The organism is Desulforamulus putei DSM 12395 (assembly GCF_900129195.1).
GTDB lineage: Bacteria > Bacillota > Desulfotomaculia > Desulfotomaculales > Desulfotomaculaceae > Desulfotomaculum > Desulfotomaculum putei.
The window spans coordinates 26,899-49,933 of the sequence record NZ_FQUY01000013.1; the positions used below are offsets into that span (position 1 = coordinate 26,899).

The following is a 23,035-nucleotide window of genomic DNA, read 5'->3' on the forward strand; positions in this document are numbered from 1 at the left end:
CTCCAAACAAAATAAGCCCTCGAATAAAATATATTCGAGGGCTTTTAGTCGTTTTGCAGTACGTGAACGCCGGTTGGGGCGAACACAAAACACTTTGTAACGTCCCGGATTATTTCTACCCGGGTTTCTTTTCGCTTGCCGTCCTCTTTGATTTCCTCGCTTACTTCAACCTCCTTATGCTTAACAGTGGTTGCAGTTAGTATATGGGAACCAAAGTTTTCCGGCAAGTCGCCGCTTACTGCCCTGACAGCAAAGTGCATAATCTTTTCGGGCAGTACGGCAGGTTTTTGGGTTACCCCTTTTCTAGCTGAAGGGGGAAGCAGTTTATTTGACAGCCACTCCCATGCGGGAGAGACCATTACATCCTTAGCAATTTCAACGGGGTCATGGACTGAGCCCCTGAACATTGTTACTGGTTTTGTGGCTTCGGGCAGATCGTAGGTTACGTTGTCTTCCATATCCAGTGACGGGAGCGCAGACGGCCCCATTTCTGCCAGTGCCTCCAGTGTCTTTTTAAGCAGGGGATTGCGTTCAATCCCCTTTTTTCTGGTACCGAACAAGACTACCTGGTTATAAACCGGGTAATTTTCGTCGGTAAACCTGTATACTGTTACGTTGTCTAATCGGGCCTCGGCCAAACGGGCAATATCCTTTAGGACGTATTGGGGAATGATTAATACCACCAATCCACCGTCTACAAGATATTTACCCGGAGCAGTCAGGTCCCGAAAGAATATTTCCTCTACCCTCTTACCGAAGCGCTCATCATAGGGTGGATTCAAAAAAAGCAAGGAAACACAGTCATTTGTCATTCTTAACCCTTCGTACCCACCCTTAATAACTCTTTCCCGACCAAAAAGCTCACGAGCTTTTTCTGCCCGCGAGCTTTCGAGTTCAACTGCATAGGGTTCTACATTGGAACCCTTGCCTTTCAGGTTTTCGACAATTTGGTTTAGCGCCAGTCCCTCACCCGCACAGGGGTCAAGAACTGTTACTGTACCGGCTGCATTAATTTTTTTGAGTATTAACTCCAACTCCTTTTCAGGAGTAGGATAATACCCACCTTTAGCCTTAGACTCTATCCTTGCCATTTATACTCCCGCCTTTAAGTTCCCGATAAAGTTCCAACAAGGGGGCAGCGATATGAAGCAGCTCTTTTTCTACTTCATCTGTCTTTTCTGACAAGATTGCCCCAAACAAATGTCCCATGTGTTCCTGGGCAATCATAGCCCAATCGCTCATGGGACGTCTTTTTTCGCCGTGCATCATGCGGTTGAGATCCACCTGGACTGCAACGGCTTTCAAAAAATCGTTTTTGGTTTGTTCTGTCATTGTGTATCATCCTTTCTTTTTTTAAAATAAAAAAAGCCCTACTGTTAAAAAAACAATAAGGCTTTTTAGACATAAATATAGTATTTTTTTAGATATAAGTACGCGCGTACCTGTTAAATTTTGTAATTTCTTTAACCGGTTCCCACTCGTGTGGCATCCGGTAAACAATCTCCCTATACAGTTCTCACTCGTGTGGCATCTGTATAGGACACCCTGCCTGGTTCCCACTCGTGTGGCATCCAGGAAATTAAAAACTAACTATAAAAAAATTATAGCACCTGGTAAAAAAATGGCAATAGAAAAAAAGAAAAAAACCGGCCAACAGCCGGATTCGGTAATTAGTTAGATTTTCTTGAAACGCATATTTTAAAGATATCATTTTTCTTAAACCGGTTCCTGCTCGTGCAGTATCCGGTAAACTTTAATGGATTAAATTTTTTACATTGCCAAAGTTGTGATTTTTGCCCGATTTACCAGGGCATCGTCAATACCTTTTCCTGCATGGACGCTCCAGTATGCTTTATAAACCTTAAACCCATGACCAGTTAACAGGTCAACGAGTTTACGGGTGGCTTTTTTAACACCAGGGTTATCCATACGGTCGATGTCGTAAGCTATCACAACTTTTTTGGCTCCGATTTCTTTTAACACTTCAGGAATTTCGTTAATAATCGCCACTCCACCGTTGGCGATCATTGTTCTTCCTGAAAAGAAATGAGCAATATCAAGTTTTAAAGGGCCCTCGGTTAAGTAAACCGTAGTCGGGTCATTCCCTATCCGGCAGTGAATAGGACTCCCGGAACCAGCACCTTTACTGGTAGAGAACCATTTGTACTTGCCCTTAGATTCGTCGTCAACACGAATCTGCATGGCAATAATTTGTTTTTTAGGGTTCAGCACCGGGATAAAATAGCCTTCAGGAGCATAAAAGTCCCAATAGAGACCTTTTCTGCCTTCCCGTTGAAAAAAGCCAGGTATCTGGGTCAAATCATATTTTGGGGAAAGAATCCTGGCAATCTTCCACCTTTCGGGGCCATTATTTGGTACCGACTTATAATGGTTTTTCTTAATAACCTCTTCAGGAAGTTTTCTCCTGATTAAGTCATTCCTGTGTTTGTCGTATAGGGGGAGCATAGATAAAAATTCTCTGTAGATAATATCCCGATATTCTGCTATACCCCCTTCGACTGTCCGCCTCACCCTGGGAGTTTCAACAGCCACTGATTCATAAAGTATGTTCCTCACTTCAGGGTTTTCCGATAACTGACGGTATGCTTCACTGTAAGTAATCCTCATTAAATCTCCATAAAGAGTAAGGGCATTGCCCTCTTTGCCACAGTTAAAACAGTGGAAGGTTTGTTTTCTGATATTGGCACTGAAACGGGCTTTGTTAGGGTCTTTTTTGCTGTCACCGCAGAAAGGGCAGCGGTAAAACCACTCGTCACCAGATTTCTTTTTGGGTTCCATATTTAAAAGTCTGGCAACTTCTGCTATTTCAAAGACTTTAAGTGCCATACCGCAACCTCCTCACGGAATATTTCATAGAAATCGGTGCCGACCTTGCGGCCGACACCTTTTCCTCCCTTCGGTGCCGGCCAGGGCCGGGTTATTTAATACTAACGAGTTTAAAGTTTTTAGTTGGTTTAATACTGGCTCCTAATTCCGCAATTTCCTTATCTGTCCAATTCAATTTTTTAAGTCCTGTGGCGGTTAAGGAGAATACGGTTAAGGGGTCAATATTTTGGTCCTTCATTTTTTCCTCGGCCTTTTTCATGGCTTCCTGTGGAAATTTCCAGTATTGGGAAATTACTAAATCCCACTGTTTTTTTCCAACGGGAACCGGACCGTTTTTCTCAACATATTGCTTTAACCGTTCTTTCATCAGGTCGGCGGCCCTTTCAAGCCGGCAGATTTCTCGACCGTATTTTTCTGCTTCTTTCATGCTTACAAACTCACCGGGATCATCTTCCAGTATATCGGCAAGCTTAGCGCATTCCTCGGCATACCCGCAGTATTCACAAACGTCCCCAGGGGTGGCCGGGAAAAGCTCGTCAAGATTACCGCCGCAGTTTAGGGCATATATTTTTTGCTGAATATCCAGCGCCGTATCATATGCCCACCTGCGGGCCTTTTCAATATCCTCCGGGGTATATAAGTGCTCCCGGGTTTCTCCTGTACGCAGGAACACCAGCCGACCGCAGACTGGTTTATTATACTTTTGCGTGAGGTACAGGGCATATAACCCTAATTGGTGAGTATCCAACGGGTTATATGGAAGCCTGTTGGTTTTCCAGTCCGTTACGACAATCTCTGTATCCGTAACTTCGTAGTAGTCAATATATCCCTGCAGTTCTGGGCCAAAGGGGTCTTCCGGTGACAAGGAAATTTTGAAATATTCTTCGGTAAACCCCTTACCGATACTTTCAGTAACCTTTCTCCTGGTAGCCAGAGTCAGGATTTCTTCGGCATTAACAGGGAGTGAAGCTACACCTGCAATAGATTCAGCTAGGAACTTTAATTCTTCTTCTCTTTCAACTTTTAACACCCGAGCCATCTCAATAAGTGTGTGAACCGATTTCCCGAGTACCAAAGCCTCGGTGACAGGCTCTTTCTTTTCAAGGATATAGCTCTGGGCAAAAGCCCAGGGGCAACGAGATTTTTTATCTAGTCTCGAATAAGAGAATACTTGCATTTTTATCATCCTTTCTAGCCAGCAATTACTTTTTTAAGCATCCTGCCGATGATAATTGGCAGGTTTTCTAATTGCTCTACATTAATGAGGTTGTTATAAATTTTTTGAACAGTAGGCAATGATGAATCCGGGCCAAAGTAGAACCCGATAACACCAATTCCCTGTTTTTCGGCTTCACGAACAGCAAGGGCGGTGTCTTTATATCCTTCTTCTCCTACATACTTGGTGTAACCATGCCACGGTTCTCCATCAGAGAGAACCATGATAATCTTTTTTAGCTCACTAACTGCTTGAAGTTCTTGAGTGGCGACCCTAATTGAGTAACCATCTCTGTTTTGAACTTCAGCCTTAATGTTTACTAATTTGGTTCCATCCTTTTCACCGAAATTTACATAGTTATGGTGGATCACAATATCGTGTCCTGTGAACGCTGTAAATCCGGTAATAGAATGGTTGATTTTAAGCTGGGTAAGGACTTCATGCAGCAACACAGCTGTTTTTCGGGCTGTTCTTACCCTGGTTCCACTCATGCTGCCGCTGCAGTCCACCAGCACCTTGATTGCCAGCGTCGGGTCGTCGGAGGGGTTATTCTTTTTACGGAACACCTTCGCATCAGCTACTCCCAATTTCCAAAGCGCCGATGGGTCAACCGCACCTTTCTTGAGGTTTCTGGCAATAAAGTGGTTTTTGTATTCCAACGCCTTCCTGATTTCATCCACTGTCCGAATTATGAGAGGGTTGATTTCTTTAACTAATTGGCTGTATCGGACAGTATCCCCGGGCAGGCTGTCAACACGTAGTCTAACATCCCTATTAATCCCCTTTGCCAAAACCGTTTCGATTTTAGAAAAGTCGATATCTATTACTGTCTCCGATTCTTTTTCGGTTTCGGCACGTTCGTAGAATTCGAGTTCTTCCTTTGAGGACTCCAAAAGCTCGCTAAAGTCAACATCTTCGTCGCGTTCTTCCGCAGTTTCAGGAAGGCTTGTTAACCTACCCCCTGGGCTTCCTCCTTCACCTTCGCTGGATTCCGGCGAGTCATCCGAAAACTCACCGCCAAAACCAGATGGCTCATCAAATGGCTTGTCGGGTTCACCAGGAAAGTCTACGTCATCAGGAAATTCCCCTGGAAAGTCATCTTCCGGCAATTCTTCGGTTTCACCAGGTTCGGGCATACTGTCTGAAACATCTTTCGGAATATCTTCCCATAAGTCATCATCCCATGATTCATCTTTGGGTTCTACAGAAGGTTCGGTTTCCTCTGATGCGCTTTCGGGAATTTTATCTGTGGTTTCTTCTGCGGTCTCTTTCAGAGTTTCATCTGTGGTCTCTTTTGGAGTTTCTTCGAGAGATTTTTCCGGGGCTTTCTCTGGGGTATCTTCAGAAGTATCTTCCGGGGTTTCTTCCATGACTTCTTCTGGGGCTTCTTCTGGGGCTTTTTCTGGAGTTTCCCTTGGTGCTTTTCCCGAAGTATCTCCCGGAGCATCTTCGAGAGTTTCTTCAGGGGCTTTTTCCAGGGTTTTCTTTGCAGTTTCTCCAAGAGATTCCTCCGGGGATTCCTTCGGGGATTTCTCTGGAATAACACTTTCTGAAGTATCCTCTTTAGCCGGAGTTTTAGAGGGTTTTTCCTTCAGCTTTTCGGTGGGTTCTTTTGACCTTTTTTTGGGTTCCCGTTCTGGAGGTCTGATTTTCGGTGTTTTTCGGGGGTCTTTCCCCATCATTTTGGGTTTCTTTTTAGCTTTGTCAGTACCTGTCATAGAAGGCTCCGGCAGTGATGGTGGTTCAGGAAAGTGTTTTTTAATAATTTCTGCCGCCTGGTCCGCAAGCTCTAAAACCTCCCAGGTATCATTAGCCTCCCTGCCAATATCAACTAAAGAAATTAGTTCATAGATTACTTCCATGACATTATCCTGATCTTGAATAGAATCAGGAATGTCACCACAAACGGCATAAGTACACATGCCGTTGAGTACAGCTTCTATTCCGGTACCCCAATTCTTGCGGTTTTTGAAAATATACTCATTTTGAAACCGCAGCTGCATGGCAGTACCAGGGAAAACCGCAGCCATACATTTTTCGATACGGGAGTCCTCAATAATGTTGACTATGTGCTGGATGAGAACGCCTTTTTCACATGCACTCTTCCAAGCATTTATATCTGTGAAACGTATGTGCCCAGATTCATGTATGTTTTGGGCTTTCATTGCCAGCCAGCACTCCTCGGGGAGAGCCGGAATGCCAGGTACAATACTGTCGGTTAACTTTTTAACGAAAATCTTTTTGAAGTCGGTGCTGGCTCTATTGCTAAGCACCACCGTCAAATCGTCCACTTTGGTGAACATTCGGGCGAGTGTTTGCAACCGCCACCTTTTAAGTTCGGACATAATCTCAGCCCCTTTTTTTAAAAATAAATCCCCGCAAACAATTGTTAACGGGGTTTTTGGACTATAATTTTTGTAGTAGAGACTTAATAAAGTCTTCTACTTTTCCTTCTGGCAGAGAACATCCGGCAGACTGGGGATGACCACCGCCACCGGCCAGTTTTGCAAGTTGAGCGACGTTAAATTCTTTTGAGCGAAATGATAATTTCCTGTCCCGGACATTGACAATTACCAAGAAGTCTATATCCATTTCTTGGTTTTTGTAGTATCCGAGTTCGGAAGTGTATTGTTCTGCATAACATACTCCGAATTTAACAGGCCCTTCAAAAATATCTACATTTGTTTTGCGGATGTATTCCATCCGCTTTACTTGAACCGCATCAACTACTGTTTTTTCATAGTCCGTCAGCTGTGGCACTGGGTTGTGCATAAATTTGTTTACCCAGTATTCCCGGCTGGTTGCAGAAAGTAAATCGTTTAGTGCAACCGCCATTTTAGATTCCGGTGATTCCGGGTTTTGCGTCCATAACCACATGTCGTATGTGTTTACTATATGAACTAACCTTGATAGTTCAAAATTTAAAAATTCAAAAAGCAAGTTTGCATTATTATCCCATTCAAGTTCTTTAAACATAATACAGGCTCCACATAACGAAGTGTCGATAACACACCAGGGATATTTCTGCATCCATAAAGCTGTCGCATGGTGGTCAAACAGACGCACCTTCATCCCTGCAGAATTGGCTTTGTCGAGTTCCCGAGCTACTTCTTTATTAACAGAAATATCGGCTAAATATAGAAGTTCCGGTTCACTTACTAACAAATCCATAACTTTTTGGTTTACAGTCTTATAGTCCTCGTAAAAAATAACACTGTCTGGAAAGGCTGTTTTAAACACTACGGCACATGCACACCCGTCCATGTCGTTATGGGTCACAAGAATTTTTTTCATTTTTATATATCCCCCTTTAGCCAACTAATTCTTTGATTTCCTGCATCCATTGGGCGTTTTCTTTTGCCCGATGGTATTTCTTTGAGCCATTATCAATAGAAAAATCAAAACTGGCCTTAGACAGCCAGTTACCTTCTTCTTCTCCCAGGGCTATTGCCCTTTTTTTAATTATCCTTGTCCTGTGAAGTAATACCTTTGACCTTTCGTGTCTTTGCATTCGCATCTCTCCTTAAGCCATATTTTTTTAACCGAGGGCTCCCTGGTACCACCAGGAGAGCCAATAAAGTGATACCAGCAAACACCCCCTTTATTTTTTTTGAAAATAAAAAGGCCCTGATTAAAGATAATCAGAGCCTTTTAGTCAAGACTTATAATATATTTTTGAAATAACAAAGGAAACAAGCATACGAGTCCGATCCGCTAAGGGATCTCAATACTCGAAGCATTGTTTCCCGTTCTAGCTGTCTTTAATTCTATTAATTATTCTTTAGAAACACACGTACGCGCGTACGCGCGTACCTGTTAAATAATGTAAATCACTAAGACAGTACCTACTCGTGTAGCATCTGTCACACACTCATAACCATCCTGGCTAGTTCCTGCTCGTACAGCATCTAGCTAATTAGAAACTAAAATATAGTAAATTATAACACCCCTAATTAAGATAATCAAGACAGTGAACTACCCACCACTTCACTATTCGAGTTATCACAAAGGGGAACACATCAATATACAGCGGAAGATATGGCCTGTTTTCTTGATCAGGTACACCGGTGTTAGTGGGGCATTGGTTTTCTTGGTAAATCTACAGATTATTCCAGCAAGATATTATTCCATATCCAATCGCTGACGGAGGGTAGGACTGGATGAGGATTCCTTTATGTTAGTGCGATGGAGAAAAAGTTATCTTCCCGGAAGGGTTTAATCACGGTCAAAATCACTCTTACCCTAGCACAACAACTTATAGGGTGATACAGAAAATTTATTTTATGGATTTGGATAAATTTTGGGCAAATTTTTTTCTATAAGAGAGGATATTTTACCAATAAAAGGTATTATTAACTATAAATGGTTTGTGCATAAAATATAAGGTGGTGTAAGATGTGGGCAAGAGTAGGAAATTTAGGAAGGTGAGAAAGATGTTAGCACCCAAAGCACTTTCCACGCAACAAAGATTGCTTAGAGCTGCAGAGTTGGCTAAAAGAGTTTATGCTAAAGTTGAGGCTCGTGGGCTTACTGAGGAACAATTAAGAGCAGACATTAAGAAGGCTCGTGAGGATGTCAGAAGTCGTCGTCCCTATCGTACTTGATTTATACTACTATTGAGTAAATAAGTCAATAGAAAGGGGGATAAGCCGCTTTCCTCCCCTGAATAAATTCAGGGGTATCCAGCGGCGAGATTTCATGAAGAAAATGCGGACTACAATGCAGCAAGAAACATAAGCATGTCAACTAAATACATAGACAGCAATTAAGTAATTTATTGTAAATTTTAGGCTGACTCCGCAGCCTGAAGGTGAGAAGTGTTGCTAGAGCCCTTTGTGGACGTGCAATAACGCTCACCAAGCTCCGGGTGAACATCCGGAGGCACCCCCTGAAGTCAGGGGAGCGCCATATAGCTGGAAAACATTTTTCAGGAACAGTATAACTTATGCCTTTAGCACAATTTGTCGTCGATCCTACGTGGTTTTTGCGCTATTACCAGTCGACAACAAAATTACCTTTTTCAAGCTCCAACAAACCAGGCAAACCAATGCTTTCACAACGAGTTCTGGTACCAGCTATATGGGGCTGGAGCGCCCCGCTATAACATCCTTTTGGGCCCGGCAGTGGTGGTTCTGGTACCAGCTATATGGGGCTGGAGCATCCATCAATAGTGCAGACATAGTCACCAGTGTAGGGTTCTGGTACCAGCTATATGGGGCTGGAGCCTTCTATACTCATATTCACACCTTTCCTTCTTTCGCATTATTTAGCGAAAGTGCATCAGAAGAATTTCACCTCTGATGCACTTTTTGAATGTTATACGCATTAGCATTAACTACAAGGATTATCTTTACGACATTTATATTCGCAAGTATTTTTTATTCTGCACATAAAACAACAGTCGGTGAAACCATGCGGGCATTCCTGGCATTCATTTGTCGATTGCTCTAATACCTCTGAAACAACATCCGTTCCTACTTGCTTTTGAATCATTCCGGTTCCTCTGCAAGATCCACAGAAGATAGCTTCACAGATGAAGCCTTCTTCAAAAATACATTTACTGTAACCACTTCCCCCGCAAACAGGGCATGGCATTTTGACGTTTTCAGGAACCGAAATTTGGGATACCGGTATTTTGTGTATACAACCTTTAACCTTCATTTCTCCAATATTGCAGTAATGATTCATTTTTGAACCCCCTTAATTAATATTTTCGCGGTAAATTTTGAACATGGCAAAGTGGTATCGGCCCCACTTATTTACTGCCTCCAAAAAGGCATCCATGTTTTCACGATAACTGTTTTCTACTTCCGCAAGCACTTGATCTATATGCTTTTTAATATCGGGACGATGTTTTTCTACCCATTCATAACACCCAGCAGGGTAGGCAGCCCGGACTTCATTATACACTTCCATCCAAGCCGAATCTGCCTTAGCCTCATCCCATGATATTACCTTCAGCAACTCATCGTGTTTGGCAGATCTAAGTTTTTGTAATAAAGCCATTGCATCCCCCGGTATTTCCTTTGGGGATTTCCAAGGCAACTTAATGTTGGGCTTTCCGCCCTGAATACTGAATTGCACCCCGTATGTTCTTAATTTATCGACCAGGGTTTTCACGTTTGCACTCCCTTTTTAGATAGCAAAGCCAGGGGTGGCTTATGCTAATAGGCTTTGGCAAATATCAGTTACCTGCTCGATTTCGTACTTATCGCCTAGGCCCTCGGTCAAAACGCTGATGGCAGCACTCTTTAAATTGCTCCCATCCATATACTCCTCCGCAATAGTGAACAGCGCCCGGACGGAAAGAGTTCTGTCTGAGATGTCACCGTTTTTTACTCTCTCTGAAAGTAGTTGGAACAATTCAGAGAGCTTTCGGGCGATCTCTCGTTTTACCCCGGTTTTGTCCTGAATGAGTGACGTTAAATTCTCTCTAGTCAGATGAGGCACATAAATAGACCGAAAGCGGTCTTGGAATGCCTCATTTAAGGGCTTCGTTCCTGCGTATCCGTAGTTCATGCAGGCAACCAGCCTAAAGGACTCGGGGGCTTTTACCTCGCCATAACCGGGAACCGAAAGGGTTTTCTGCCAGTCAAGCAACCCATGCAGTAGGGAGGTTACCTCGGGGATGAGCATATTGACTTCATCCACCACCACTAACTCCCCATTTAACACAGCAGATAAAAGAATGCCCGGCTCGAAACCAATTTTAAGCTGTGCGCCCCTTAGTTTTTGGACTAACGGCTCAGCATCTATTCCTGCGGCCTTACATGCAGCCCTTAATTTGGTTTCCGTAATCAAGTCAACGCCCTCCTGGGGTTCCAACGTCTTGGACCCTAACAGGGCTTCGGCAGACAAGTCGATTCCTCCGAATATTTTCCGAATCGGGAGCATCAGTATTGCCGCCAGGGTTTCGGCCATGGTAGACTTACCGGACCCCTTCGGACCAATCAATAGCGGTGCTACCCATGAGGAACGAGTCATATTACCGACCGCCCGGATAACTTCCTCACCGGACGGAATATAATTCGCTTCGGGAATTCTGGATAATTGTTCCGGGGTTAACTTTTCTTTTTGTTTAGCCCGGAACTCTAAAACTCTTTTCAATATCCGCGGAGGGAAGTTAAACCTTGCCAACCAGCGGTCCTCATCAGGGAGATCAACGGTTTCAGGTATAATTTCTTCCCCTTCGGTTTCATAGACCGGTTTTAAAAGTTCAAACCGGCCTTTGCGACCTAATTTTTCTTCGGTTAGGTCTTTTACGATTCTCACCGTATTGGGGTCAGGGATGACACCTGATACGGTAACCTCTTCCCGGCGGTTGAAGCCTCTAGCAAAATCTATCAGGGCCGCCAGATGCCAGCATGGCATCCCCTTTTCAATCGCCATGCAATGATGGTCCACAATAAGAGTACCAGGATTAATCCGGCACAAAAAAGGATTGGTTGAGGCCATCATTTCGGCGTATATTAAGCCGTCAGCACCCAGACCAACGGTTAATATGTTATCTTTTTGCTCAATGTATTTATTGTAATTTTTTTCGAATACACTGATTTTTTTCATAAGAACCATCCTTTCTAAAAATGAAAGAGGACAGCCTTAAAAAAGACCGTCCTCTTGTTTAGCCTATACAGCAGACTTATTATGGGATTTAATACCCGTAATGAATAAGACATTACTGCCTTTAAACTGCTGAACGTTGCCGGTGACAACCAGAATGTCATTTTCTTTAACAGGGGGCAGTTTAAGCCCGGACTCCTGATCTACCGCAACAACGCCTTTATTTTCGCCCACGAAGGCCCAGAACCAGTGGACCTTCAGTAATTTACCATTTTCTTCCGCAGAACCTTCCGCCGGAAGTGAGGCCACTTTCAAAGTATAAGTGGGTTCCTCATCGGCTTTAGGAGGTTCCTCAGCAGGGCTTCCAAAGGACTTGTAGGACTCAACAGTTACTATACCGTCCTTGATTTTCCCGGTAATCTCTACGCCTTCGCCGGGTTTTAAACCTTCGATGTTGCCAACAATGGTCAGAAGGTTGTCTGTTGCAACATCGAATCCTTTGAAGCCGCCTTCAACGGGATCGGTTATAGCAACCATTCCGGTATAAGGTTCACCTTCGTCCTCTCCCGCAAAAGTGATGGTAATGCCGGCATACGTTCCGGCTTCCTTGCCATCATTTAACCATTCTGCAGGAGGGGTTAAGGTTTCATCGGGAGTACCTGGAAGTTGGGGCTCAACCTCGATCTTTTCAAATTGAGCAACCTTAACCTTACCCTCTTTGAATTGACCTTTGATTTTATATTTTTCGCCTTCAGCAAAGGAACTGAGTTTTTCGTCGCCTACCAAGCCGTCCACCTTACCGTCCTCTGAGGTTACAGTAACGGTGTAGTAAACACGCTTTTCGCCATGCTTTTCAGGGGCGGCAGCGATGGTTACAACACCTTCGTAAACCTCAACCTGTGGCTTCGGATCAGTTTTTGGAGGTTCAGGTTTGGATTCGAGTTTAGCTTCAGGTTTAGGTTCGGGTTCCGGGGGATCAATCGGCACACCGCCTGCATTCAGCCAATCCAGCAGGATTTGACCGGTTTGAACCGACGGCTTGAAATACCGACCATCCAGCGTGTTGGTGCGGTCTTTTGAGGCCCTGGCCATATGGTCATGGTCGATGTCCAAAAAGACCGTGAATTCGTATTCCATGCCGTCCCTTTGGATAGGTGCCATGCCCACTTTTCTAATAACGGTTTTCCCTCTATCATCAACCGTTTGGACGTACTCAGTTTTCGCCCTAATTGTTGCCAAAATGTGCAGCTTGGACTGCAGCATGGCATCGACCAGTGCATTATGCTGCGGCGTGACTTTGCGCCACGCTGCCCAAGAATTGTTTACCTCCCCACGGTCAACAATACCACCGTGGATGTCTAACAAACCTCCCTGACCTGCCCAGGCGTGGGTTAACGAATCAATAATCAGCGCTTTTAACCCACTTCTTTCGGCCATTTCAATTGCTTGAATGTATTTTTCCGGGGTAAAGGGAGGAGTAATCTCGCAAGTTAAGTATTGGCCGATGCGGACACCGTTGATTTCAGCTCCGACATAGAGTTCGCCGGAGCGATTTTCAGTATCGGCAATACCAATGAGCCCCCAATCTTTTACCAGCCCATAAGCCATTAATAGTGAACTGGCAGTCTTACCGGAACCTGAAGGGCCACTGATACCTAATTTTATAAAAGCATTAGACCTTTTGGCAGGACGAAATTCCATAGTTGAATCCTCCTTAATTAATAATTTTTAGATGTGAAAGGGCAGGTTTATTTCCTGCCCTTTAGCCTTAGTTAGTTATTAAAACGGTATGTCGTCCAAATCTCCGAACGGATTGTCACCGAATGGATTGGATTCCTTTTTCTTCGAGCTGAATGGGTTTTCTAAAGGTGGAGTTTCCTCAGCTTTAGAACCACCGCCATTACTACCGCCGCCGCAAAGACGAACGGTGTTTACTATAATTTCCCATGCGGTACGTTCTTCACCCTCTTTTGAGGTATATCTCCGGCTCCGAAGGCTGCCTTCAACCAGGAGTGGAGTACCTTTTTTGATGTACTGGCAGGTCTTTGCTGCTTCCCAATATTGGCAGTTAAAAAAGTCTGTCCCATCGTCTTTGTTGAAACCGCGATTAACCGCAATCGCAAAGTTGCCAACGTCTTTGCCATTTGTCGTTGTCCTATTTTCACAATCTTTTGTGGATCGCCCAAGCAGGACAACTTCGTTTAAAAACGGGACTTCTTCCTCGGTTACAGGGAAGGGAATAATTCTCGTAAGAACAAGCTCAACTACTTTTTTCTTAGCGCCGCCGTCAAGCTCTATGGTCCGGTCAATAAGGCGACCTTCAACCATATAAAACTTGTTGGCTTCCACGTTTTTAACAACGGCAACCTGTCCGTTATAGGCGTGGATATTAAGTGACATCGAAACATACTGCCGACCTTCCTCGTTCGTGCGGACTATCTCCAGCACAAAACGAGCATAAGGTTGATCTCCCTCCGTTACATCCGGGAATCCAGCAGCTCTTCCAATAAATCTTGCTTTGTTGTAAAAAGACATTAAAATCATCCTTTCTCGAAATAAAATATTTTTAAGACCTGTGGTCTGTCGCTTCGTTAGTCCCCTTATGGGACTAACGAAGCAGTCCCATAAGGGGAAAATAATGATGGCGGTCAACCACCTCCTTTAGAGAGTAAAAAATTTAAGGCTTATAAACGCAAAAAAGCCCTTAATGCGAACATTAAGAGCTTTTAGAACTAAATATTTATGAATTTTTAGACACAGGTACGCGTATACCTGTTAAATAATGTAAATCATCCAAGCAGTCCCCACTCGGGTGGCATCTGTCAATACTCAAAATCACCCTGCTCGGTTCCTGTTCGTACAGCCTCCGAGTAATTAAAAACTAAACTATGGAAAAATTATAGCACCTGGTAAAAAACTTGGCAACATGGTAATAAGAAATAATGTTGTTGTTCTGTGATATTGTCACTATATAACTGTTCTGTGAAAATGTCACTATGGAACAGGAAAGGTGACATTTTCACAGACTATTGACAGCCAAAATTAACCCGGTCAATCTTGCCATCAGGAGTTAAAAACATTTCGGAAACATCGTTTCGGAAAAGCATCTCGTCAGTTGTTATCCTTACAGGAATAGGGTACTTTTCCGGTTTGAATTTTTCTGTAATAATAATAGCTCTTGGTAACCCTTTTAAGAGAGGAGTAAGAATTTTTTCGTTATGTCTAAGCACGAATACCGGAAATAAAGCCTTGCCAATGCTTAATAACGTCAGGTCCCCACGGAAAATTGAACAGGATTGATATCTTCTTATTTTAGTATAAAGCTGTGCCAAAACAATATCTTTAATTACTTTTTCAGGCTTAGGGAAGAAGGAAGGAAGAGTGTATATATTAATCTTCTTCCCATTGGAAATAAGCACATGATTATTTAAAAGACCGTTCACAGCCATAGTTTTTAACTTGTTCTTCGATTTAGCCCCCCATAGAAATTCTAACTGCGTGGCAATAACAGCGTGACATTCTTTAATGATGTTCATGGTCACCAATTCTGCAGGAAAAAGATTAACCGGCTTTTTTTTCGGTAGTTCATCGTATATGATTTGTAAATTGTTAGCTGATGAGTAAAGGTTCATGATCAAAACTCCTTTGAATGGTAAATTCAAAACGGGGATCAGGTCAGGCCTGGCACCGCCTGGTGTATCCGTCGCCCACTACGCTCTCAATGTGGTAGCGGCCATGCCGCAAATACTACGAGCAGCGACTACGCACGGGTGCCCGAAGAAGCCGCTGGGCTTAAGCCCACGGCGGAGTGTCACATATTACCATCATCCAAGGAAATAGTTCAAAAAAAGCCAGGGCTGCGCGCCCTGGCGGTAAAAATTAATTAGCTCTTAACTAGCTCTATTGATGATACTGCGAATAATCCCCTTAATCTTTTGCTCTTGAATATCTATATTCTCAACCTCGAAACGCACCATATCTCCAACCTCGGGATAGATGCCGTTCCGATTGTGCCGGCAAAGTATATCTACACCAGGTTCAAAATTAACAAATACACCGTACCGCGCAATACCAGTGACTTTGCCTGCATAGACACCTTTTTTCTGAATCCTGCGCGCTACATCCGGCCAGGGGTTCGGCAGGAGTGCCTTCATGGAAACCTGGCAACGTTTCTTGTCCTTATTAACGCGGATTACTTTAACAACTACTTCAGTACCCGGCTGGAGAGTGTCGCGAATTTCTTCAACCCAACCATGGCTGATTTCGTAAATTGGCAGTACCGCTTCAATACCATCAAATTCCACATAGGCACCGTCAGGAGTCTTTTTGCCATCCTCACGAACTACACCCCGGTAAGTGCGGCGAATAGTAGCTTTTTTAACCTGACCCACTTCTAAAGTATCCCAAACGTGACGGGATAACTCTTCCATGGCGGCCTTACGGGACGCAATAAAAATATCATCTTCCTCAACAATGCCAGTTACGATAATAGAAATATCCTGCCCGATTAATGTGTTTAAACGGCTTTTGTTAGCTTTTTTATTCTCACCTTCGGATACGCCGCTTTCGTGCATGGGGATAATCCCCTTAACAGTGCCCTTTTGGACTACCAGGCAGGGAACTTTCAGAATTTCGCCATCCTTGAGTCTTACCTGGTGTTCCTCTACACCTACAACAGGCCATTTAATGATTCCTCTGTTTTGGCGACTTGCAAAAACCTCAGTCCATATTTGTTCGTGTGTTAACATCCCAAATTCCTCCTTATATTTTTTTGACATCCTCCCCCGAATGAATTCGGAGGATTCCCGAAGAGAAACCCTCCGGACCCACCCGGAGTTCCCCGGGAATTGCGTGCCCTTGCGGGTTCACGCCCGGTTTCGGTCGGGATCCGCTTCGGCAGGCACATTTCTGCCCCGCCTCATCAGCTCACCCGCTGGGCCGTGCCAACCGGCCCGCCCCGGAAGGTTCAAGGGACCACCTGCCCTCCACCCTCCCGGGCAGCGGCACTTTCCAGCCCGAAGGCCGTACTCCATACCGCCAGGGTCAATTCTCACGCGGCAAGCCCGCTGACTGCCTGGGCGATGTTGTCCGCCGCGTTCGCGTCGATGTGTTTCACCCTCCTGCACCGCGGGCATTTGAACCACCGGCCTTTGGGACGGCTCCGCCGTACTTCCCCGCACCTCGAACAGGTCAGGGTGGTCAGGTCAGGGTTCACACAGCTTCAGCTTGACCGTGATCGCCTGCTCCATCCGCTCCCCACCCCCCTTTCCCCCACCCCCTTTCCTCTGTAAAAACGCTCCAAAAATAGAAAAGCGTCCGTCTTTCAACAGCCGCTGAATATCAACTGCCTCTCATCCCCCAATTGAAATTGGGGGAATTCCCGGCAGTGATCTTAAAAAAAGCCGGCTACCGCCGACTCCAAAAATCGCTTTCTTCCAGGTATTCGTGATTGATTCGTTCCATGAGTTCTTCTTCTGTTATACCTTCTCCGTCTTCGATTACTTCCTCAACAAAAGTATCGGTGTGACGTATAATTTTTGACCCTGTTTCTTCTACCAAATCTGCTTCTTCTGTTGTATCTACTTTCTTTGTTAATTCTACTTTCTCTATTGACCCTGCCTTTATTGACTTTGTTTCTTTAATTACACTGGATTCAAATTCAAACTCGTCCCATTCTTCAAATCTCGGGTCAGGTGGCAATAAATCTAACGCCCAATGAGGTCGGTAATTTAATATGTGGCTCGGTGTTATTTTGGAATTCTCAGGGTGTTGAGAATAATCCAGCTTATCAACCATTAAGGGATACTGGCCACGTACCAGAACAATAGCTTTGTTATTATCCAACCGCATAATTTCGTCCACTGTTAAAAGCTCTCGTGATTTATAGCTGTATGTCACACGACCCAATTCCAGAGCGCCCTTAATGCCTTCTGTCCTAGTAAAAGAAACGTTTTCTACAGGCCCTTTACCAAGGAGTTCAGCTAGATATTTAGCTGTCATGGTGTCATTAACACCTAAAAATAAACGAGTATCACAGCATGATATAATCTCCTGCCAGCCGTTCTGCTGGTAACGGTTTGACAACTGCGGTAGCGACTGCACAATCATGGTAACGTTAATCCCCCGGCTTCGCATGGTTGCAAGGCGCTTCGTAAAGTCTAATCCCAGACTGCCAACGTTACAAAATTCATCCAGCAGAAAATTAACCGGCACCGGCATCCGACCGCCGCTTCTGTCACCGAGTTTTGTTAGTTTAATCATCAAGAAAGACAAAAACAGCGAAGCGATAAACTCAAATGTTGAATCGGTATCCGGTATAATCAGGAAATACGCGCATTTTCTTTTTCCCGGTGCCTCCAGATCAATGTCGCTTTCTTCTGTTAGTCTCTTAACGATGGTATTTTGGAAAAGCTGCAGCCTGGTGCCTAAACCCATTACCATACCTGTCCTAACAGAATCTTTGGCCTGGCAGAAGATATTGTACGGCGCCTTAGCCGGGTGGTCGGCGTCCAGAGACTTAAAAATAAAGTCCAGTTGGTCCATATCACCGCCGGAAATTAATTCATAAAAGGCTTCCATAGTAGGGTTATCCGGTGCCTCGTTGACTACATAGAGTGCAATGGCTTTTATAAGATTTTTCTCGCCGCGGTCAAAAAACTGATCGCCGCCGACTTTTGTTCCTGCATTGGTGTTCGCTATCACAATTTCCGCAAACATTTGGGCATCCAGGTCTTCTTTAATCTCTTTTAAAGGGTTCCAACGGTCCGAGTGAAGCATATTAACCAGGTTAAAAACTTTGGTTTCATAACCGGCATCCTTATGGTACTGCAGCATAGTCTGTGCTATTTCACCTTTAGGGTCAACATATATTACAGACTCACCGGAAGCCACCGCTTGCATTCCTGCGGGGATAATCTGGCTTCTGGTTTTCTTTGTGCCCGGAGCCCCGAATACGATTATATTTCTGTTTATCAATGGGTTCGTTAAACGTATTGGAGTGCCCTTATATATCCCGAGCATTACACCTGCACCATATCCCTGCTCGAAGTTTGCTTTTACTTCTTTATCATTCATCCATCGGGATGTGCCATGAACAGGGTTCTTTATGAATTTTAAATCCTCCGGTACATTCTGCCGGTTCATTTTATAAATAAAATAACCAAGTCCAATAATCCCCAAAATAATGGCATTAAAAAAGAGCCAGTAATTTCTTGCTTCAGAGAATGGCAAGAATACGGCCGCTTTTAATGGGTTTTCCCATATTGATTTTGCAAAGGTTGTGTCGCCCAGGGCGAGGCCCTTTAGAAAGGCGGCTGGCGTACCAATGACCCAAGCATCAATAATATAAAAGACTAAACCAACAGAAACATAAAGGATTACTTTCTTTTTATCAATCTGAGGGAGTTTTATATTAATCACCAGTCAATCCCCCCTACAACATAAAATATTTCAGCTCAGGATAATTTTTAAAAATCTTCCTGAAGTGTGATTGCTGATCTTTCAAGATAACTGCAGTTATGGATTTGCTTTTCTCGTATTGAATCACCTGGTCGTAGAAAAGTTTAATTCGGTTTATCTTAACAATGTCGTTTGTAACCAGATAACTGAAGTAAGTATTGTTACCAGCAATATAATCTGCAAAAGTCCGGTCGGCTGGCTTTAACGGTTCTTTAATTATCTCACAAAGATTATCCTTCCGTACAAACCAGTCTATTCCTAGGGGATAAGGCAATAAGAGCAGTTCATCTATTCCTTCACAGGGATTGTCGGGGTCAAAGGCATCATACGATTCTTTAGACGGACAGAACACAATAGCTTTTTTAATGTTATAATGCCTTAATTTATTAATCTCGTTTTTTATGTCTTTAACTAATTTTTGTGTTGTTTTTTTGGGCAGTGCATATACAGCATAAATACCGTCCTTTTCTACCCCGCCACCAATACGGAATGTAGTCGGAATCAAACAAAGTTCTTTAATTTCCTTTGAGGAATATACATTCAGATGTTCAGAAAGTGAAATAAGTGCTTCATTGACAGCTATTTTTTTATGAACGTTATATTCTTTAACTACAGGAACACTATCCAGCCCTATTTCCCTAGCCCCTTTAATGGTTAACGTAAGATTATATCCATCACGTTTTATATAGCCCCGTTCAATCAATTGGTACGTTCTTTTTTTTACGTAATTCTTACTTACATCCGTAATAATTTCGCTCAGCGCATTAGTTGATAACACAGAATACTTCCCAAATAGCCGCAATATTCTCAGGTCATTTTCCGTAACCATTTTTGGTCTCGGCATTTTAAATCCCTCCTGCATTTTTTTTAAAAAAAACCAAAGGGGGCTTATCCCAAAACTGACCAGTCTCTAACTACACAGTCGTTCAGCAACCCGTATTCTTCAAAACCGCCTAAGCCTTGAAATTAAAGACTTTTTTAAAAAAATACAGGTTGCGTGCAACCCGTATATACGAGTTTTTTCGCTACCAAGCCTATAAAGGTTACACGTAACCCGTATATTCAGGTTTTTTTTCCGTACCAGCGACCCGTATAACGCCCACTAATAACCCGTATAATGACCCCCCAGTAACCCGTATAATTTTCTAACAACCCATATAATAATACTCAGAATAACCTGTATTTTAAAAGATTTTACTATTTTTACCAAATAAATACAGGTTGTTCTTTTCTACCTATCGTGATTTTATTATCAAATTTTTCCAAATCATAAACCCAAATTTCAGTCCTGGGGTTCTCTTTATCAGTTCCACCAATTACCATATAAGACATTTTATCCCATGAGTCGTCTTTAATTAGTCTACCAAGTTTGACCCCGTTTATGACATAATTTATAGCTCGGTTGTCTGGATCCCACGCAACCGATAAGGGTAAAAAAAACCGAATGATTATCAATGCACTACTAATGGTTTTAATATCATGTTTCCTTAGGGCACTTGAAATACTGTACTGCCAAATATTGCGGTATTTATCAGATTTTTTTACGGCTCTTGCAGGATAATCATAAACGGTTATTTGTGTTACCCCATCGTAAGGGAAAGAAACTACCGGCCCTTTAAGATTGTCGCACAAACAAGCCATTTCTTTGTATTCATCCTGAATGTCCTGAACTTCTAGGGTTTGCTGCATCAATTCAAATAACTCCAGCCTAATTCTTTCAATTTTTTCATAGGTAGAATTAGTTACCTTTATGAACTTGTCCAATCTGTCAATAAATTTTTCAATGGCTATTTCCTTCATTTTCACCAACCCTTTCTATTGTTTTATCCCAGAGCGATAGTGCCGGCGATTCTGTTTTCGTAAGGTACGATTCTCATAGCCAGGTGGTCATCGGCACCTACGCCCAGGGCATCCAACACTTCACGGTTCACATAAATATAACCTATTTCGCCCATTTCGTTTAGATTTTCACTGTATCGGATACATGCTTCGTATTCTTTGTTGGGCTTCAGGGAAGTAATATACCCGCCCGGGGGAAGATATTTTTTGTCGGTATCCAGTTGGACAAGAATTTCATCCACAATTCCAAGTCTGTTTTTAAGCTGGTGCGGGATATAAATTTTGCCGATTCGGTTCATACCCTCGGTGAATACCGTTTTATTTGGTGTTTTTTTGTAATATCTCATGTAGAAGTTATACATAGATTTGTCTCTCCTCTCTTGCTTTGTTACATTTTTACAGATTTTACATTTTTACCGTTCGTTTTAAGACCCCAAAAATACTTTTAGGGCCAATTCCTGTTACCTGAACCTTTTTCTCCGTTTCCAGGGGTATTTCTGCTCATCTGGGACGGTTTTGGATGTCCTGCACTATCCTGCCTGCATCTAACATCAGCTGTTCCGCCACGCCGCTAATCAACTGGCGTACATCAGCAGGCATGATAGCCATTTCTCGTTCCCGGGCGGCGTATTGCTCATAGGCCATGCGGAATTGACCCCGAAGCACCTCTGGTTCCTCACAGGCACACATTTCGCGCCAGCCAAAACGTTTTACTACGGCGGCAGTGGCCGGGGACATCGAGGCCAAGGCCTCATCCGGCCGGTAGTAGCCATATAACCTCATGGCTCTGGTTACTTCGCCCCAAGCTTCGGACGCACTGGGCAGTCTTGGAGTAGTCAATTCTACAGCTGCTGCCCTGATTTTTCCCACCGCCGGCAGGCATGAAATTTCTTGTTCAGCCAATACTTTTTTGACGGCTGCTTTGGCGTTTTCGTAGGGTATGTCACATAAGAGGTCGTGCCAGGCTTCAATGGTCCCCTGCCGAATGTCGATATTGGGATATACCGCCGTGATGTAGCTTAACAGTTTAGCTGTTTCTGTTTTTGTCAATGGAGCAGCCCTCCTCTTCTTGCAGGTATTTTCTCAATACATGCCAGGCTTTCGGCACATTATCCCCAGCAGTTTTAAGTGCTTTTTCCAACCAGTCATCACTGTGGCTTTGCTCGCAGGACTCTTCCTCAAGGTATCTTTTGATTGTGTGCCATGCTTTAGGTACATTCAGTTGTGTTTCCACAGCAGGGTTTATCCAGTCCTCATAAGGTTTATTGGGGCCCAGGAAAGTTGCCGGGTGTTTGATGTATTTGGGTTCGGTACCGTGTGTCAAGCAGTACTCCCGGTAGTTTTGGGCAGCCAGTATCAGATCCCCGGGGTTAACGCCTTCTTTTAATCTGGCTTGAAAAGCTTTAAATGCTTTTCGTTTTTCGATTTTACGGGGATATTCGGCATAGAATTCTTCAAATTCTTGGGTATATGTGTTGTTAACCGGGTTATTATCTTTTCTGATCTCTTCGGGTTTATTAATATAGGCAGGAATGTCTTGCGGCATATCTGTTTTTTCTGGCGTCAGTTTGGCAATAACAGCCTCTTCCTGCATCACGGTGTTGATAACCGCCTTTAAAAGACCGAAATAACTGTGTTTGATATTGCCCTGTTTTTGTTGCTGATTGGTCCTGCGGATTGCTTCAAAAACTTGTTCCGGTGTGGCTCCGGTTTCTGCGCATAACTGGTCAATGATAACTTGTTCCGGGTCATTTTTATCTGCCTCCGGGTTTTTGTCTTGAGCAATCTCTGCGCAATTTTGGTGCGACATATTATATCTATCTATCCATCTATCTTTATTACTGTTAATATTATTAAGATTATCTTTGTTAATATTAGATAATATGTTAATATTAGTGTCCGCTTTTTTGGGACACGGTAAATTAGGACACGGTTCCGTGTCCTGTTTTTTGGGACACGGAAATTTGGTACACGGGTCCGTGTCCGTATTTTTAGGACGCGGGTTTTCTACCGTGTCCTGTTTTTTAGTACACGGCTTTTGATATTTGCTATCATCGTTTTGACCATGCAAAAGCACGGGATTTTGCACAATCCAAAATATATTACCAAGGAATT

The 23,035-nt window shown here is 43.5% G+C and carries 22 protein-coding genes; all 22 read right to left on the reverse strand.

Features of this window, described 5'->3' with window-relative positions; translation table 11 throughout:
• Positions 1-44: 44 nt before the first annotated feature.
• The 22 genes from BUB67_RS09535 to BUB67_RS16915 all read right to left on the reverse strand — a co-directional run bounded on the left by BUB67_RS09535 (position 45) and on the right by BUB67_RS16915 (position 22,730).
• Entirely contained in the window at positions 45-1,091 is a 1,047-nt protein-coding gene (locus tag BUB67_RS09535) for a DUF6094 domain-containing protein (RefSeq protein WP_073239205.1), read from the reverse strand.
• The gene (locus BUB67_RS09540) at positions 1,072-1,332 is read right to left on the reverse strand and encodes a hypothetical protein (protein WP_073239206.1); all 261 of its coding nucleotides are present in this window, start codon (positions 1,330-1,332) and stop codon (positions 1,072-1,074) included. The genes BUB67_RS09535 and BUB67_RS09540 overlap by 20 nt, the downstream gene beginning before the upstream one ends.
• 438 nt (positions 1,333-1,770) lie before the next feature.
• On the reverse strand, positions 1,771-2,847 hold the full coding sequence (locus BUB67_RS09545; protein WP_073239207.1) for a CHC2 zinc finger domain-containing protein: 1,077 nt from the start codon (positions 2,845-2,847) through the stop codon (positions 1,771-1,773).
• 91 nt (positions 2,848-2,938) lie between these two features.
• The gene (locus BUB67_RS15995) at positions 2,939-4,024 is read right to left on the reverse strand and encodes a PD-(D/E)XK nuclease family protein (RefSeq protein WP_159431827.1); all 1,086 of its coding nucleotides are present in this window, start codon (positions 4,022-4,024) and stop codon (positions 2,939-2,941) included.
• Positions 4,025-4,038: 14 nt separating this feature from the next.
• Positions 4,039-6,408 (reverse strand): cobaltochelatase CobT-related protein, encoded by a 2,370-nt coding sequence (locus BUB67_RS09560; RefSeq protein WP_084127692.1) that lies wholly within the window; start codon positions 6,406-6,408, stop codon positions 4,039-4,041.
• A gap of 61 nt (positions 6,409-6,469) precedes the next feature.
• Entirely contained in the window at positions 6,470-7,357 is an 888-nt protein-coding gene (locus BUB67_RS09565; RefSeq protein ID WP_073239209.1) for a DHH family phosphoesterase, read from the reverse strand.
• 16 nt (positions 7,358-7,373) lie between these two features.
• Positions 7,374-7,574: a hypothetical protein gene (locus BUB67_RS09570; RefSeq protein ID WP_073239210.1), complete on the reverse strand. Its 201-nt coding sequence runs from the start codon at positions 7,572-7,574 to the stop codon at positions 7,374-7,376.
• Positions 7,575-9,394: 1,820 nt separating this feature from the next.
• The gene (locus tag BUB67_RS16185) at positions 9,395-9,751 is read right to left on the reverse strand and encodes a hypothetical protein (protein WP_143157039.1); all 357 of its coding nucleotides are present in this window, start codon (positions 9,749-9,751) and stop codon (positions 9,395-9,397) included.
• A gap of 12 nt (positions 9,752-9,763) precedes the next feature.
• A complete protein-coding gene (locus BUB67_RS09580; RefSeq protein WP_073239212.1) occupies positions 9,764-10,183 on the reverse strand; it encodes a hypothetical protein in 420 nt (139 codons plus the stop codon).
• Positions 10,184-10,222: 39 nt separating this feature from the next.
• Complete coding sequence (locus BUB67_RS09585) at positions 10,223-11,626, reverse strand: AAA family ATPase (RefSeq protein ID WP_073239213.1); 1,404 nt, start codon at positions 11,624-11,626, stop codon at positions 10,223-10,225.
• 63 nt (positions 11,627-11,689) lie between these two features.
• Positions 11,690-13,324, reverse strand: a complete 1,635-nt coding sequence (locus tag BUB67_RS09590; protein WP_073239214.1) for an AAA family ATPase — start codon at positions 13,322-13,324, stop codon at positions 11,690-11,692.
• 78 nt (positions 13,325-13,402) lie between these two features.
• Positions 13,403-14,275 (reverse strand): single-stranded DNA-binding protein, encoded by an 873-nt coding sequence (locus tag BUB67_RS09595; protein ID WP_073239215.1) that lies wholly within the window; start codon positions 14,273-14,275, stop codon positions 13,403-13,405.
• A 374-nt stretch (positions 14,276-14,649) separates the two neighbouring features.
• Positions 14,650-15,255 (reverse strand): hypothetical protein, encoded by a 606-nt coding sequence (locus BUB67_RS09600; RefSeq protein ID WP_073239216.1) that lies wholly within the window; start codon positions 15,253-15,255, stop codon positions 14,650-14,652.
• Positions 15,256-15,513: 258 nt separating this feature from the next.
• Positions 15,514-16,371, reverse strand: a complete 858-nt coding sequence (locus BUB67_RS09605) for a S1 RNA-binding domain-containing protein (RefSeq protein WP_073239217.1) — start codon at positions 16,369-16,371, stop codon at positions 15,514-15,516.
• A gap of 117 nt (positions 16,372-16,488) precedes the next feature.
• Positions 16,489-16,677, reverse strand: a complete 189-nt coding sequence (locus BUB67_RS16425; protein ID WP_073239218.1) for a hypothetical protein — start codon at positions 16,675-16,677, stop codon at positions 16,489-16,491.
• On the reverse strand, positions 16,674-16,838 hold the full coding sequence (locus BUB67_RS17410) for a zinc ribbon domain-containing protein (RefSeq protein ID WP_084127695.1): 165 nt from the start codon (positions 16,836-16,838) through the stop codon (positions 16,674-16,676). The genes BUB67_RS16425 and BUB67_RS17410 overlap by 4 nt, the downstream gene beginning before the upstream one ends.
• A 191-nt stretch (positions 16,839-17,029) precedes the next feature.
• The gene (locus BUB67_RS09620; RefSeq protein WP_073239219.1) at positions 17,030-19,042 is read right to left on the reverse strand and encodes a VirD4-like conjugal transfer protein, CD1115 family; all 2,013 of its coding nucleotides are present in this window, start codon (positions 19,040-19,042) and stop codon (positions 17,030-17,032) included.
• A 13-nt stretch (positions 19,043-19,055) separates the two neighbouring features.
• Positions 19,056-19,925 carry a hypothetical protein gene (locus BUB67_RS09625; RefSeq protein WP_073239220.1) on the reverse strand — a complete coding sequence of 290 codons (870 nt, stop codon included), beginning with the start codon at positions 19,923-19,925 and terminating at the stop codon, positions 19,056-19,058.
• A gap of 359 nt (positions 19,926-20,284) precedes the next feature.
• The gene (locus BUB67_RS09630; RefSeq protein ID WP_073239221.1) at positions 20,285-20,881 is read right to left on the reverse strand and encodes a hypothetical protein; all 597 of its coding nucleotides are present in this window, start codon (positions 20,879-20,881) and stop codon (positions 20,285-20,287) included.
• A 23-nt stretch (positions 20,882-20,904) separates the two neighbouring features.
• Complete coding sequence (locus tag BUB67_RS09635) at positions 20,905-21,282, reverse strand: hypothetical protein (RefSeq protein WP_073239222.1); 378 nt, start codon at positions 21,280-21,282, stop codon at positions 20,905-20,907.
• A gap of 139 nt (positions 21,283-21,421) precedes the next feature.
• Positions 21,422-21,970 (reverse strand): replicative helicase loader/inhibitor, encoded by a 549-nt coding sequence (locus BUB67_RS09640; protein WP_073239223.1) that lies wholly within the window; start codon positions 21,968-21,970, stop codon positions 21,422-21,424.
• Entirely contained in the window at positions 21,948-22,730 is a 783-nt protein-coding gene (locus tag BUB67_RS16915) for a hypothetical protein (protein ID WP_238457011.1), read from the reverse strand. The genes BUB67_RS09640 and BUB67_RS16915 overlap by 23 nt, the downstream gene beginning before the upstream one ends.
• Between the last annotated feature and the right edge of the window lie 305 nt (positions 22,731-23,035).

Excerpts from the sequence above, each read along its gene's own strand:
- BUB67_RS09535 (WP_073239205.1), bottom strand. The coding sequence starts at position 1,091 with ATGGCAAGGATAGAGTCTAAGGCTAAAGGTGGGTATTATCCTACTCCT.
- BUB67_RS09540 (WP_073239206.1), bottom strand. The coding sequence starts at position 1,332 with ATGACAGAACAAACCAAAAACGATTTTTTGAAAGCCGTTGCAGTCCAG.
- BUB67_RS09545 (WP_073239207.1), bottom strand. The coding sequence starts at position 2,847 with ATGGCACTTAAAGTCTTTGAAATAGCAGAAGTTGCCAGACTTTTAAAT.
- BUB67_RS15995 (WP_159431827.1), bottom strand. The coding sequence starts at position 4,024 with ATGCAAGTATTCTCTTATTCGAGACTAGATAAAAAATCTCGTTGCCCC.
- BUB67_RS09560 (WP_084127692.1), bottom strand. The coding sequence starts at position 6,408 with ATGTCCGAACTTAAAAGGTGGCGGTTGCAAACACTCGCCCGAATGTTC.
- BUB67_RS09565 (WP_073239209.1), bottom strand. The coding sequence starts at position 7,357 with ATGAAAAAAATTCTTGTGACCCATAACGACATGGACGGGTGTGCATGT.
- BUB67_RS09570 (WP_073239210.1), bottom strand. The coding sequence starts at position 7,574 with ATGCAAAGACACGAAAGGTCAAAGGTATTACTTCACAGGACAAGGATA.
- BUB67_RS16185 (WP_143157039.1), bottom strand. The coding sequence starts at position 9,751 with ATGAATCATTACTGCAATATTGGAGAAATGAAGGTTAAAGGTTGTATA.
- BUB67_RS09585 (WP_073239213.1), bottom strand. The coding sequence starts at position 11,626 with ATGAAAAAAATCAGTGTATTCGAAAAAAATTACAATAAATACATTGAG.
- BUB67_RS09590 (WP_073239214.1), bottom strand. The coding sequence starts at position 13,324 with ATGGAATTTCGTCCTGCCAAAAGGTCTAATGCTTTTATAAAATTAGGT.
- BUB67_RS09600 (WP_073239216.1), bottom strand. The coding sequence starts at position 15,255 with ATGAACCTTTACTCATCAGCTAACAATTTACAAATCATATACGATGAA.
- BUB67_RS09605 (WP_073239217.1), bottom strand. The coding sequence starts at position 16,371 with ATGTTAACACACGAACAAATATGGACTGAGGTTTTTGCAAGTCGCCAA.
- BUB67_RS09625 (WP_073239220.1), bottom strand. The coding sequence starts at position 19,925 with ATGCCGAGACCAAAAATGGTTACGGAAAATGACCTGAGAATATTGCGG.
- BUB67_RS09630 (WP_073239221.1), bottom strand. The coding sequence starts at position 20,881 with ATGAAGGAAATAGCCATTGAAAAATTTATTGACAGATTGGACAAGTTC.
- BUB67_RS09635 (WP_073239222.1), bottom strand. The coding sequence starts at position 21,282 with ATGTATAACTTCTACATGAGATATTACAAAAAAACACCAAATAAAACG.
- BUB67_RS16915 (WP_238457011.1), bottom strand. The coding sequence starts at position 22,730 with ATGTCGCACCAAAATTGCGCAGAGATTGCTCAAGACAAAAACCCGGAG.